The following is a 12,463-nucleotide window of genomic DNA, read 5'->3' on the forward strand; positions in this document are numbered from 1 at the left end:
CGACTCTCGCCGACCGGGAATGATCGCGATCAAGCGGGGAGGTATCTGGCCGCACGTGGGGAATCCCGTGGCCATCACTGGGGCGGTATCTGGCCGCCTATGGGGAGCTTCTCATGACCGCCGTCACCGCAGTGTTCGGATCCTGTCCTGGTGCTCGCGTTCAGCGCCAGGCCCTGATCTCCTCGGCCAGCCCCGCGAGGGACTCGACCGGGTGCTCGACCTCCGTCCACGGGGGCGTGAGGTCGGTGTCCTCGGGGATGGTCTGTGAGGGTTCGGTGCCGGCGACGATGCGGCAGAAGGTGCAGCTCATGAGCGGCATGATCACAGCGCATCCGCCCGGCTCGCAAAGGCGTTTCAAATGGTGAAGATCATTGAGGCTGGTGCCACTCGTGATTGCGGAGGACCTCGGCGAGTGGGGAATCCGCCCAGGGGATGCTGTGGGTCGGACCTGGCCAGGCGGCTCGTATGTGCCGGGCAAAGGGTCTTGCCAGCTCGGGCGCGTCCAACAAAGCCACGGCTGCGGTCAACAAGGCGCCGGTGACGGCGGGAGCGTCGGGAAGATCGTCGTGAGGTGTGAGGCTCTGCTCACGCGCTCGGACATGCTCGGTGATCGCGGGGACCGTTGAGGCGTCGAACAGGTCGCGCCCGAGTGGCCACGATACGCAGATCAGTGAGGCCAGCATCCGGACGTTGGTGAAGAAGCCAGCCGCCTCTGCGGGCGGATTGGGATTGAGAAGGTCAAGAAGCCGCTGCTGGGTCTGCAGCTCGCTCGCGCGGGGGCGAATGGGGGAGCCGGGTGGGGACTGGTCCAGCCGGATGCCGCAGATCTTTGGCTTGATGCCAGGGGGGTTGGAGCCAGGTTGCTCGGCGAGAGAGACGCGGCACTGTGTTGGATGCAAGGTGGCTTCTCTGGACCTGAGGATCAGACGGCCAAGTTGTCGTTGTCGGGGATGGTCCGCGGGGCAGCCCTGCTGGAGGAACGTCTGGTGATCGGGACAGGCGAAGGTGATGGGCAGGAGCCAGGCCTTTTTCCAGGGGCCGCCGTAACGCTGCTGGATAGGTGTGCCGTCGCCGACGAGACACTGCGGGCAGTGGCGGGGAGTATGGGTGAATAGCCAATCGTCAGGTTTGGGTCGCCGGCTGGCCTTCGTGGGCATTGATCGATTGATGGATGGGTAGCGATCTTTCCAGGGGATGAGGGTCAAGTCGGCAGCCTCGTCCGCGGTCAGCCGTGTGACCTGTGCGAAGACGCCCGTGTCGAGATCAAGCAGGTGTCGGCGGCCGACATCTTCACCGGCGAAGGTGCAGCCGGCCAGGTGGGCAAGATGGCGAGGGCCGACCTGGAGCCGGTAGGCCAGGCGCAGCAGGAAGCCGTGGAGGGACTCGCCATCGAGTGGATCCAGGCTCCGGGTCAGTGGCCTGAGGGGCGTTGCTGTGTCATCCATCAGCGGCCGATCGATCGCCCTGGTCGTCGAAGACCGTGTTGCGGGGCCTCTTGCGCTGCCGCTCCTGCCGGGGTGGTTGGACATCCTGGGGAATATCAGGGACCTCGCCGCTTCCGGGGTCGAGATCGGCGAGATTGCCCAGGCGAATGTCGGTGCCGGCCAGCAACTCGGGGGTGAGGCGTTCTTCGCCTGTAGTGATCGCCTTGGCGCAGCCGTCCTCGATCAGGCGTCGCAGCAGGCCGACGATGCCGTGGGTGCGGCGGAACAAGTACTCGGGCATATCGCCGGTGGTGAGCATGCCGTCGACGGCGCGCAGCAGTCGCAGTTGTTCTTCGATGCCGGCGAGGTGTTGGAGGAAGGCTTGGATGCCGGTCGGGGTGGAGTAGTCGAACGGATCGAGGTCAACCATGTCGAAGCGCCGTTCGGTCTGGGTGGAGGCCGCCTCGTTGTGGCTTTTGCCGCGTTTGATGTCGGGGAAGACCCACTGGTTGGTGCGTGGATCGGCATAGGCGCCGCGCAGCAGTCCGGAGCCTGGGATGTCCACGCCGATCAGAATCAGGGTGACGTTCAGGTCCATCAGCTCGCGCAACAGGTCCAGGGTGTCCTGGTCGTCTTCGCGGTGCATCCGTAGCCGAGTGATGTCGTCGATGAGCAAGGCGGTGGTGTTGTGATCACGGATGGTGTCGCGGACCGATCGGACCAGATCGTCCAGGCTGCCCGGGTGGGGGTCGCCGTAGTGGCTCAGGATGGTTCTGCAGAGGGCCTTGGGGGTGGCCCGGACTGGTAGGCGGCAGTAGGCGACCGGCACGAACAGGTCGCGCGTCCCCGGAGTGGGGGCGGGCAGGAGCTGGTGGCGGATGCCGCGCCAGAGGTCTTCGAAGGTGGCGGCCGCCGAGCAAGCGGTTTCGGTCTTGCCGAGAAATCCGCCACCGTTGATCATCAGGCCGTCCCGGGTGCCGGGCATGAATTTCACCGCGTTGTTTTGCAGCCGGTGGCGCATCAGGTCGGCGACTTTCACGCTCATCGGCGTCTCTTGCAGCCGCATGTTCACGTGGGTGGCGGTGCGGTGCAGGTCGTGCAGGGCCCGGCGTCTGGGGGTCAAGCTCTGGTATTCGGCCTGCGTCAAGCGGGGCGCGGGGATAAAGGTGTCGCGGGTGCGCCGATATTGCTGCCATCCCTCCCAGGTGGTGCGGTCCGGTGGCGGGCCAAGTCGCAGGAACGGGACTAGTGCACCGGCGTCGTCGGGGATGTCGTCCATCACGTGGCCTTTTGCTCCTCGTCGTTGTCCGGCAGGACGAACACGTTCCGTTCGCGATAGCTCGCCCCCAGCCGAGGAGGAGGTTTCGGGACGACCGGGACAGCCGCTTCTCGCCGTCGGCGGCGTTCGCTGTCGATGCCGTCTGCGGCCTGCCGGGCGCGCCGCGACCAGTCCAGCGGCGTGACCGTCGAGGAGCCCGGAACGTCACCGTCCCCGGCGCGAGAGGACGCAGGGCGGTCAGCTTGAGCTGCCGCGGCCTGGGTGACCTCGCGAGCGTGCTCGGTGCGCTGCGTCTTGGTCATCTGGGTCGGCCACTGGCTCACCGGAATCTTCGACCCGATCAGCTCCAGCAGGACCGGCAGGAGCTCGGCGTCGGACTTGGGTTTGAGCCCGCAGGCGGCTGCCTTCTTGAGCAGGTCGCGTACTCGCGCATCGCCGAAGGCGGGCATCTGCCCGACCGGCGGCATGCCCGTCCAGTCCAGCGCATGCCATTCATGGGTGATCGGGTCTTGGAAGAACACCTGGCGGCGGTCGCGCGGATCGCGGCGAATCAGCCACTGGCCCTTGTGCCTGCCGCCCCGGGCGGATTTGGTGCCGCGATAGTCCTTCAGCGCTGGGCTGTCATACCACAGCCCCCTGATCTTCACCCCGCGCCGGGAGATGCGGCTGACGTAGTGCACCGGCAGCAGCTCATAAAACAGTTCCGGTGCGGGGATCTCCATCGCGAACCCAGCCCGGGCGAAGGAGGCGGCGAACAAGGTGTTGGGGCTGTGAGATCCGTCCGGATCCCAGCTGGGGGCGCACTCGCCCAGCGTGCGCCGTTGCCAGACCGACACAATCCAGGTGGCGATCAGGTGCTCCATCTCCTCGATGGTCAGCACCGCGTCGGTGGCTGGGTCGGCACCCCGTTCGGCGACATCGACTCCGGTGTAGCCGGGCAATTCTTCGAACAGCAGTTGCCTGATCACACCGAAGGCTCGCTCGCAGACGGCCTTGTCGGTGGGGCGCAGCGTGCGGGCCGGCAAGATGTTGCAGCCGAGCACGCGCTGCACTTCCACCAGGTGGTGGTTGCGATAGACCGCTCCGTGGTCGGTGGTCACGGTCTCTGGCGTGAAGAACGGCAGGCCCGCGACCTTGTGCCCGGCGAACTCGGCCACCACCGCGGCTGGGATCCCTGGGTAGGGCCACTCCAGCTCGGCGTCCCAGTCCGCCCGCATCGGCAGAGGCATCATCACATCGCGCAGCACCATGGCCACGTCCACCGCGGTGTCGGACACCAGCGTGAGCCGGAAGGCGCAAAGCGAATGCGTGTGGACGTCCAGCGCCAGCGTCAGATGGCTCTTCACCGGGTCGCCGAAGACTCCGTCTCGGACCATCACCGGCAGCACGGTGGTGTCCAGCGCGACGACCTGCCCGGGCCGGTGGACCACCACGTGCCCGTTCTTCGTCGGCAGCTCGGCCGAGCGGGCATAACGCTGGCGCGCTCCGCCCGGTCCGAACCACTCCTTCCAGACCCGGCAGAGCGTCCGATAGCTGGGCACTGGCGTCTGCGCGCCGAACGTCTCCCGCACGTATTGGTGGATCATGCGTTCCTTGGTGCGCATGCTCACCGTGGCACCGCGCAGTGTCTCCTCACGAACGGCGAAAATCGCCTCCCGGACCTCCTCGCTCACGCTGGGGTGCCCGCCGCTTTCCCGCAGCCAGCGATCGTCGGCGCAGCCGATCAGCCCGAACCGCCGGCGTGCGTTCTCCCACCGGACCAGCGTGTGGTAGCTGACCGCACCCAGCCCCAGCAGCTTGGCCTGCTGCCGGTCCAGAGCCTTCAATTCGGCCACCTTGGCCAGGCGCCGGCTGGTCAAGGTCGTGGTGTCCGGGTCGTACTCGGGTCTCGGTTCCCCCGGGCCTGGACGCAGCCGGTCGCCGCTGCGAAACCCCGTGGCCACCTCCAGCAGGTGGGCCATGCGAAGCTCGGCCAGCTCGCGTCGCCCCGGTTTGAGATCCTGCACCGTTGTGGGCTGACGTCCTCGGTTGGCACCATCGGCGGCGGTGCGGGAGGACGACCGGCAGCCCGGATGATTGATCAGAAAACGCAAGCTCACCCGCTGACGGGCGCCATCGGCTCGCACCAGGCAAACCCGTCCCAGGTGCGGCTCGCGCCGCTCCACCGTCCACGCCACCCCGTCCAGCACCACCTCGGCGCCCGCCGACAGATCCACCACCGCCCGCACCGGCGTCATCCGGCCCTCCCGGCAACCACGAGCGAGCGATCCCCCAGCGGCTCGGCAAGGTCCACCGCCAGCCGCCGGTGCCAGATCAGATGCAGCAACTGAGCCCGTGCCACTGGCTCGCAGCCGCTGGCCGCGGCCAGTTCGCCGAACCTCACGCCCTCGCGCGTCACCGACGCGAGCAGCCTGGGCCGCAATCCCAGAGGATCGGACAACGGCCGCCGCTGTGAGGACATCGCATCCAGCGCCGACACAACATGCTCACGCCAACCAGCCGCCACCACATAGCGCCACCCGCATGCCAGCGCCACCTCGGCCGCCGCCGCGAACGACTCCCAGTCCGACTCCTTGATCAACACCTCCGGGCGCACATCGATCAGCCAGATGCCCGACCGGGTCATCGCCAGAAAATCCGGCGTGTGCTGCCTGCTCCGGTCAACGGTGTCGAAGCGCAACCTCAGCGGCTGTGACACGACATCGACCAGTTCACCGGCGAAGTCCAGGGCCAGCAGCAGCCGAGCCTCCTCCAAACTCTCAGCTCCATGGTGACGGCCAGTACTGACCAGGAACTGAAGCCCTGGACGATGACGCTGTCCCCGCCGCCAGGAGAACCAGCGGATCGGCTCGACATCCACCATCGGCGTCTGGATCAGAGCCCGCACCGAGTGCGATTCCTGATTCCTGCCAGACCTCCGGCTCACGCTCCACCGATCCGGCCAGCCCTCGCTCAACTCCAGCCCCAACGCGCCGGTATCCACGGAAACCGGCATCAGGAGGTCCTCCCAGCTCACCAGGTGCGACCACAGCGAACCGGGGTCCTTCCCGTCAGCTAACCCACCTGTCCCATTTCGGCTCAGGGTCCCCATAGTCCCTAGCAAATCGCACAGGACTCGTTACAGTCCGTAGATCCCGGAAATCGGTGCCAAGAATCATGGCCAACTCATCACCGGTGCCAAATACCGTGACCCGCTATGGTCAACAAGCATGTCCCGTAAAGCCAGAACCCCAGCTCGCGGCAGCTCTCAGGTGCCAACTAACGTGTCACGGCACAGCAAAGGGGGCGGCACCCCGGCCACCATGGCCCTGACGAAGGCCAAGGCCGACTTCACGCTCCACCCCTACGAGCACGACGCCGCCGCCCAGGCCTACGGCGAGGAGGCGGCGGACGCACTCGGAGTCCCCTACGAGCGGATCTTCAAGACGCTGGTGGCGGAGGTCGAGAGCGGGCTCGCGGTGGCGGTGGTGCCGGTGGCGGGCAAGCTCGACCTCAAGGCGCTGGCGAGCGCGCTCAACAGCAAGCGCGCGGCGATGGCCGACGCCGCGAAGGTGGAGCGGGTGACCGGCTACGTCGTGGGTGGCATCAGCCCGCTGGGGCAGCGCAAGCAGCTGCCGACGGTGGTCGACTCCTCGGCGCTCGACTTCGAGACGATCTACTTCTCGGCCGGCAAGCGCGGGCTGCAGATCGAGACCGCGCCCGACAACCTCATCACGCTCACCAGGGCCGTCACGGCGCCCATCGGGAAGACCACCTAGGCCCGTTTCCGCAGGCATCCGGCGCCTCAGGAAGGGGCAGCGGCGTGCGCTACTGCCAGGCGGCGCGCTACTGCCAGGCCGCGTGCGCTACTGCGCCCGGAGGCGCCCGCCACGTTGCCAGAGCTCCGTGCGGCGATCGGCCGCGTGGACGCCGCCCTGGCGACCCTCCTCGAGCAGCGCGCCGCCCGGGCGAGCATCGTGCAACAGTGCCTGGCGGCGTGCGCTGGCGCCGGCGCCGTGCACTGATGGCGGGCGGCGTGCGCTGGTGCCAGCGGCGTGCGCTGATGTCCGAGGCGGCGTGCGCTAGGTGCCAGCGGCGTGCGCTAGCTTCGGGCGGCGTGCACTTGTGCCGCGCGTTCACACTTGTGCCGGGGCGTGCGCTAGTGCCAACGCGGGCGCTCGTGCTGGCGCGGGCGCTCGTGCTGGCGCGGGCGCTCGTGCTGGCGGCGGCGGAGCGGCCATTCCGGGGAGGGCGCGGCCTGGCTCCGGCCGAGCAGCCACCGCAACAGCTTGCGATGCCGCTTGGCGAAGGCCCGGTCGCCGCGCCGCTTCTCGCGCTTTTCCTCCTCGGCCAGGGCCTCCTTCAGCCCGGGCGTGTGACCGCCGCCGAAGCGCGCCATGTTCGGCCCGGGGAACCCCCGAGGCTCGACGTGGCGCAGCGCGGGCCGCATCGACTCCACCCAGATCGGCCCCGGCAGCGACGCGCCCTGCACCGAGCCGTAGTACTGGTCCCCGATCTGCACGCCCTGCAGCGGGAAACGGTAGGAGCCCCGAATGTCCCCGACGCTGACCGCCGCCGCCAGCTGCGGCGTGTAGCCGGCGAACCAGGCCGAGGTGTAGCCGTTGTTGGTCCCGGTCTTGCCGGCGGCGGGCCGGTCCAGGCCCTGCCCTTTCATGGTGCCCTTGTCGAACACCCCCGTGAGCACATGGTTGACCGCGTCGGCGACCGGCCGCTCGATGGCCTGCTCGCAGGCCGGCGGCACGTGGGTGCGCCGCCCGTTCCTGCCGACGATCTCCTCGATGGCCAGCGGCCGGCAGTAGACCCCGCGGGCGGCGAACGCCGCGAAGGACGCCGCCACCGTCACCGGGTCCATCTCGTTGACGCCCAGCGTGAACGTCGGCACCTCGCGCAGCGCTCTCCCGTCGGCTCGTACGGCGCCGAGCGCCCTGGCGGTCTTCACCACGTTGCAGAGCCCGACCTTGCGCTCCAGCATCATGTAGAAGATGTTCACCGACTTCCAGGTGCCGGTCTCGATGCTGTGCGGGCCGCCCTCGCCCTCGCCGCTGGCGTTGAGCACGCGGGTGTCGGGGTCGTTGACCGGCCGGCCCTTGCAGTTGCGGTAGCCCTGGCCGGGCACCAGCGCTCCGGGCGTCTGGAAGCCGTCGCCGAACCTCCACCCCTGCTTCAACGCGGTGGCCAGGGTGAACACCTTGAACGTGGACCCGGCCTGGAAGCCCTGCCCGCCACCGTGCGCCACGTCGGCGGGCAGGTTGAAGGTGGTCCTGGGGCCGTTCTTGCGGTTGCCCGGGTTGCGGCCGAACTCCTTGCTGGCCGCCATCGCCCTGATCCGCCCCGTCCCCGGCTCCACCATGGCCTCGGCGGCCACCTCGGTGTCCTGGGGGTGCACGTGGCGGCGGATGGCCCGCTCGGCGGCCCGTTGCGCGTGCGGGTCGAGGCTGGTCCTGATCACCAGGCCGCCCCTGGCCAGTCTGGACCGCCGCTGGGCCGCGGTGTTGCCGAACACCGGATTGGACAGGAGCTCGTGCTTGACGTACAGGCAGTAGAACGGGTAGTTGCTCTGCTCGCAGCCGCCGGGCTCGGGCCTGAGCTTGAGGTCGAGGGGCGAGCTCTTGGCGTTCGCCGCCTCCTGCTGGGTGATCAGCTTGAGCCCGGCCATGCGGTCCAGCACGAGGTCCCGCCGCTCCCGCAGCCGCGCCCGGTGGGCGGCGCCGAGCGACGGGTCGGTCGAGTACGGTATCCGCACGGCCCCCGCCAGCGTGGCCGCCTGGGTGAGGGTCAGCCGGGAGGCCGACGTGGAGAAGAAGCGGCGGGCCGCCGCCTGCACGCCGTGCGCGCCGGCGCCGAAGTAGGCGATGTTCAGATACCGCTCCAGGATCTCGTCCTTGCGGTACTTGCGTTCGAGCGCCAGGGCGTACCGCAGCTCGGTGATCTTGCGGGCCAGGTTCGGCGCGCGGGCCCGGTCGCGTTCGGCTTCGGTGCGGGCGCTCTCCACCAGGATGTTCTTGACGAGCTGCTGGGTCAGCGACGAGCCGCCCTGCCGGATGCCGCCTGCCTGGGTGTTGGTGAGCAGCGCCCGGAAGGTGCCCCTGACGTCGAGGCCGCCGTGCTCGTAGAAGCGGGCGTCCTCGATGGCCACGATCGCCCTGCGCATCACCGGGGCGATGGCGCGGAGCGGGACGGCCGTCCTGTTCGCCTCGTAGAACTGGGCGAACGTCCGGCCGTCCTTGTCCAGCAGCCTGGTCACCTGCGCGAGCGGCTCCTCGCGCGGGGCGGGCGGCAGGTCGTCGACGAAGGTGTTCGCGACGTTCTTGGCCGCGAGGCCGCCCCCGCTCACCACGGGTGCGGCCAGCCCCGCCGCGAGCACGCCGCCGACCGCCCCGGCCAGCCCGAGTCCGCCGACGGATTTGAGTACGGTCACGTAGAAGATCTGCATCCACCCGAACGCCAGCAAACGCCCGGTTCCTACCTCTTTACTGGTCCCTGCGAATGTTCAGACCGAGCGACGCGAACTGCTGGAACGGCCGGTGGTAGCCGCGCTCGATGTGGTGCACGCCGCGCAGCGTGGACGGCCCGTCGGCGACCGCGGCCGCGAGCACGGCCGAGAACCCGGCCCTGATGTCCGGCAGCGTGACGTCGGCGCCCTTGAGCTTGGACACGCCACGCACGACCGCCGAGTGGCGGGAGTTGGTGTCGTGGTAGCGGCACGCGGGGCCGCCCAGGCACTGGTCGAACACCTCGATCTCGCAGCCCATCTTCTGCAGCGCGGGCACGTACACCAGGCGGTTCTCGAAGACCGTCTCGTGCAGGACGGACATGCCCTGGCTCTGCGTGAACAGCACCATGAGCGGCGTCTGCCAGTCCGTCATGAACCCGGGGTGGGTGTCGGTCTGCACGGCCGCCGCGCGCAGCCCCTCCGGCGGGGCGGTGGCGCACAGGTATTCGTCGTTGATGGCGAACTGGGCGCCCATCCTGGCCAGCGTGGTGATCGCGGTCACCAGGCGATCCTGCGGGCAGCCGTGCACCCGCACCTCTCCCCCGGTGACCAGGCCCGCCGCCAGGTACGAGAACGCCTCGATGCGGTCGCCGGTCAGCCAGGTGGAGGCGCCGCGCAGCCGTTCGACGCCCTCGATGACGATCCTGCGGTCAGGCGACAGCTCGATCCTGGCCCCCATCCGCTGCAGGAACAGCGCCAGCTCCACCACCTCGGGCTCCATGGCGGCGTTCTTCAGCACCGTCTTGCCCTCGGCCAGCACCGCCGACATCAGCACCGTCTCGGTGGCACCCACGCTCGGGTAGGGCAGCTCGATCCTGGTGCCGTTGAGGCGTTTGGCCTTGGCGTAGATGCCGGTGTCGCCGACCTCCACCTCGGCGCCCATCGAGCGCAGGGCCTCGACATGGAAGTTCACCGGCCGCCGCCCGATCGGGTCGCCGCCGACCAGCGGGACGAACGCCTCCCCCGCCAGGTGCAGCAGCGGCCCGAGCATGAGGATGGGGATGCGGTTGAGCCCCGTGAACGCGTCGGGCACCCGCGGCTCGATCTCCGGGCCGCGCTCGATCCTGATCTCCGACCCGGAGATCTGAACGTGGATGCCGAGCGCCTCCAGCATGGCGGCGGTGATGCCGACCTCGCCCACTTCAGGGGCGTTGTGAATGCTGCTCTCCCCACTGCCGAGCATGGCGGCGACCATGTGCTTGGACACGCCGTTCTTCGAACCGCGTACTTCGACGTCCCCCCGGAGCGGACCGGAGGGCTCTATCAACCAGACCTCTTCTTGCATCACGAAGCGAGCCTAACCGGGGGATACCATCAAGCTGATTCGGACGTACTTGTGAAGGGGAGTGGCGTGGCGAGGGAAGTACGCGCTTTTGCGGTAACTGTCCTCACACTCGCCACATTGGGGCTCGGGGCCGGGCTGCTCTGGTCGGGCGTGTCGCCGCGGGCTCCGTACCAGGTCACGGAGCAAGGGCTAGTGCTGGCCGACCCGTCCACGCAGGCGCTGATCGCGGCCGACGGCTGGTTCGCGATGATCACGGGCGGGATGGGGCTGCTCTGCGGCGGGGTCGCGTGGTTCGCCGGGCGGCGCTGGATGCCTGCGGTGCTGCTCGGGTTGTGCGCGGGCGGGCTGGTGGCCGCGGCGCTGACGTACTGGATCGGGTCCACGTTCACGATCGGGGCGGTCGCGGTGGAGGCCGCGGCGGCGCCCGGGGTGAAGATCGTCCCGGGCGCGCTGAAGCTGACCGCCGACGGTGTGCTGCTGTCCTGGCCGCTGCTCGCGGTGGGGTTGTTCGGGCTGCTGGAGGGCATGCACGGGTACCGGGAGTCGCCGCTGCGGCAACCGTACGGGGAGCCGCTCTAAAGCGGCGGGCGGCGCAGCCCGTGCTGTGTGGCCTGCTCGAACGCGCGGGCCACGCGCAGAACCCTGGCGTCCTCGAACGGCCGGCCGACGATCTGCACCCCCACGGGCAGCCCGTCCGGCGTGAACCCGGCCGGGACGGAGGCCGCCGGCGCGTGCAGGACGCTGATCCAGTACGCCGAGCGCATCCACGCGAGGTAGTCGGGCAGCCGTTGCCCGTTGATCTCGCTCACGTGCGGATGCTCGACCGGGAACGGCGGCACCTGGCTGACCACCGTGATCAGCACGTCGTAGGTGTCGAAGAACGCGGCCATGCGCTGGTAGAGGCGGCTGCGTGCCTGCTCGGCCCGGGCCAGGTCGGCCCCGGTGACCTTGCGGCCCTGCTCGACGTTCCACGCGGTGTTGGGCCCGAGCCCGTCCAGATCCCCGAAGGACAGCGTGTAGTTCCAGGCCCGGTAGGTGCGGAAGGCGTCCTCGGCCTCCGACAGATCCAGCTCGACCTCCTCGACGCGCGCCCCGAGCCGCTCGAACACGGCGGGCGCGGTGGCGGTGACGGCCGCCGTCCGCGGGTCCACGGGCAAGCCGCCCAGATCCGGGCTCCAGGCGACGCGCAGGCCCGCGACCCCCTCCTCCGGCTCCGGGGCGAAGACCTCCTTGATCGCGTACGGCGAGCGGCGGTCGAACCCGGCGATGGCCGCGAACATCAGCGTGACGTCCTCGACCGTGCGGGCCATGGGACCGAGGACGGACAGCGTGTACCAGGCGTTGGAGTCGGACACGACGGGCACCCGGCCGGGGGTGGGACGCAGGCCCACGACGTTGCAGAAGGAGGCCGGGTTACGCAGCGAGCCGCCCATGTCGGACCCGTCGGCCAGCGGCACCATGCCGGTGGCGAGGGCCGCGGCCGCTCCCCCGCTGCTGCCTCCGGCCGACTTGGCGAGGTCGTAGGGGTTTCTGGTGGCGCCGAAGACCTCGTTGACGGTGTGGGAGCCGGTGCCGAACTCGGGGGTGTTGGTCTTGCCGACGGTGATGGCGCCCGCGGCCCGCAGCCGCCGGACGATCAGGTCGTCCTGGCCGGGAACGTTGCCGGCGAACAGCGGCGAGCCGTAGGTGGTGCGGATGCCGGCGGTGTCGACGAGGTCCTTGTGCGCGACGGGCAGGCCGTGCAGCGGCCCCTCCGGCTCGCGCGCGTCCGCGCGCTCGGCCGCCGCCAGGGCCTGCTCGGCCACCAGGGTCACGATGGCGTTGACGCGGGGATTGACCTCCTCGATGCGGTCGAGGCAGGCCTGGACGACCTCGACCGCGCTCACGTGCCTGGTGCGGATCAGATGTGCCAGCTCGGTCGCGCTGAGGTAGTGCAGTTCGCTCACACTTGCGATCCTGCCCCACGCGGGGCGGCCGGGCGA

11 protein-coding genes are annotated in these 12,463 nt (G+C 69.4%); 3 read left to right on the forward strand and 8 right to left on the reverse strand.

Translation table 11 applies throughout. The features are described from left to right. Positions 1-160: 160 nt before the first annotated feature. Genes ACTWQA_RS30295 through ACTWQA_RS30315 form a run of 5 tightly spaced genes read right to left on the reverse strand, consistent with a single transcriptional unit; the run spans position 161 to position 5,719 of the window. Positions 161-310 carry a hypothetical protein gene (locus ACTWQA_RS30295; RefSeq protein WP_443162459.1) on the reverse strand — a complete coding sequence of 50 codons (150 nt, stop codon included), beginning with the start codon at positions 308-310 and terminating at the stop codon, positions 161-163. 58 nt (positions 311-368) lie between these two features. Next, entirely contained in the window at positions 369-1,445 is a 1,077-nt protein-coding gene (locus ACTWQA_RS30300) for a TniQ family protein (RefSeq protein WP_443162460.1), read from the reverse strand. Further along, positions 1,438-2,703, reverse strand: a complete 1,266-nt coding sequence (locus tag ACTWQA_RS30305) for an AAA family ATPase (protein ID WP_443162567.1) — start codon at positions 2,701-2,703, stop codon at positions 1,438-1,440. Before ACTWQA_RS30305 ends, ACTWQA_RS30300 begins: the two co-directional genes overlap by 8 nt. Continuing rightward, entirely contained in the window at positions 2,703-4,940 is a 2,238-nt protein-coding gene (locus ACTWQA_RS30310; RefSeq protein WP_443162461.1) for a transposase, read from the reverse strand. The genes ACTWQA_RS30305 and ACTWQA_RS30310 overlap by 1 nt, the downstream gene beginning before the upstream one ends. After that, positions 4,937-5,719 carry a TnsA-like heteromeric transposase endonuclease subunit gene (locus tag ACTWQA_RS30315; protein ID WP_443162462.1) on the reverse strand — a complete coding sequence of 261 codons (783 nt, stop codon included), beginning with the start codon at positions 5,717-5,719 and terminating at the stop codon, positions 4,937-4,939. The genes ACTWQA_RS30310 and ACTWQA_RS30315 overlap by 4 nt, the downstream gene beginning before the upstream one ends. A gap of 286 nt (positions 5,720-6,005) precedes the next feature. On the opposite strand from ACTWQA_RS30315, the gene ybaK reads away from it, so the two are divergent. Both ybaK and ACTWQA_RS30325 read left to right on the forward strand, forming a co-directional pair. Continuing rightward, on the forward strand, positions 6,006-6,461 hold the full coding sequence (gene ybaK / locus ACTWQA_RS30320) for a Cys-tRNA(Pro) deacylase (RefSeq protein WP_327591142.1): 456 nt from the start codon (positions 6,006-6,008) through the stop codon (positions 6,459-6,461). A gap of 114 nt (positions 6,462-6,575) precedes the next feature. Continuing rightward, positions 6,576-6,707: a hypothetical protein gene (locus tag ACTWQA_RS30325; protein ID WP_443162463.1), complete on the forward strand. Its 132-nt coding sequence runs from the start codon at positions 6,576-6,578 to the stop codon at positions 6,705-6,707. A gap of 134 nt (positions 6,708-6,841) precedes the next feature. Here ACTWQA_RS30325 and ACTWQA_RS30330 read toward each other — a convergent pair whose 3' ends face one another. Both ACTWQA_RS30330 and murA read right to left on the reverse strand, forming a co-directional pair. Further along, the gene (locus ACTWQA_RS30330; RefSeq protein ID WP_443162464.1) at positions 6,842-9,154 is read right to left on the reverse strand and encodes a transglycosylase domain-containing protein; all 2,313 of its coding nucleotides are present in this window, start codon (positions 9,152-9,154) and stop codon (positions 6,842-6,844) included. Positions 9,155-9,173: 19 nt separating this feature from the next. Continuing rightward, positions 9,174-10,481, reverse strand: a complete 1,308-nt coding sequence (murA, locus tag ACTWQA_RS30335; protein ID WP_305920069.1) for a UDP-N-acetylglucosamine 1-carboxyvinyltransferase — start codon at positions 10,479-10,481, stop codon at positions 9,174-9,176. A gap of 117 nt (positions 10,482-10,598) precedes the next feature. Between murA and ACTWQA_RS30340 the strand changes: the two genes are divergently transcribed. Then, positions 10,599-11,060 (forward strand): hypothetical protein, encoded by a 462-nt coding sequence (locus ACTWQA_RS30340; protein ID WP_443162465.1) that lies wholly within the window; start codon positions 10,599-10,601, stop codon positions 11,058-11,060. On the opposite strand, the gene ACTWQA_RS30345 is transcribed toward ACTWQA_RS30340, so the two are convergent. Beyond that, positions 11,057-12,427, reverse strand: a complete 1,371-nt coding sequence (locus ACTWQA_RS30345) for an amidase (protein ID WP_443162466.1) — start codon at positions 12,425-12,427, stop codon at positions 11,057-11,059. The genes ACTWQA_RS30340 and ACTWQA_RS30345 overlap by 4 nt on opposite strands. Positions 12,428-12,463: the final 36 nt, after the last annotated feature.

The organism is Nonomuraea sp. 10N515B (genome assembly GCF_052245915.1).
Classification (GTDB): Bacteria; Actinomycetota; Actinomycetes; order Streptosporangiales; family Streptosporangiaceae; genus Nonomuraea.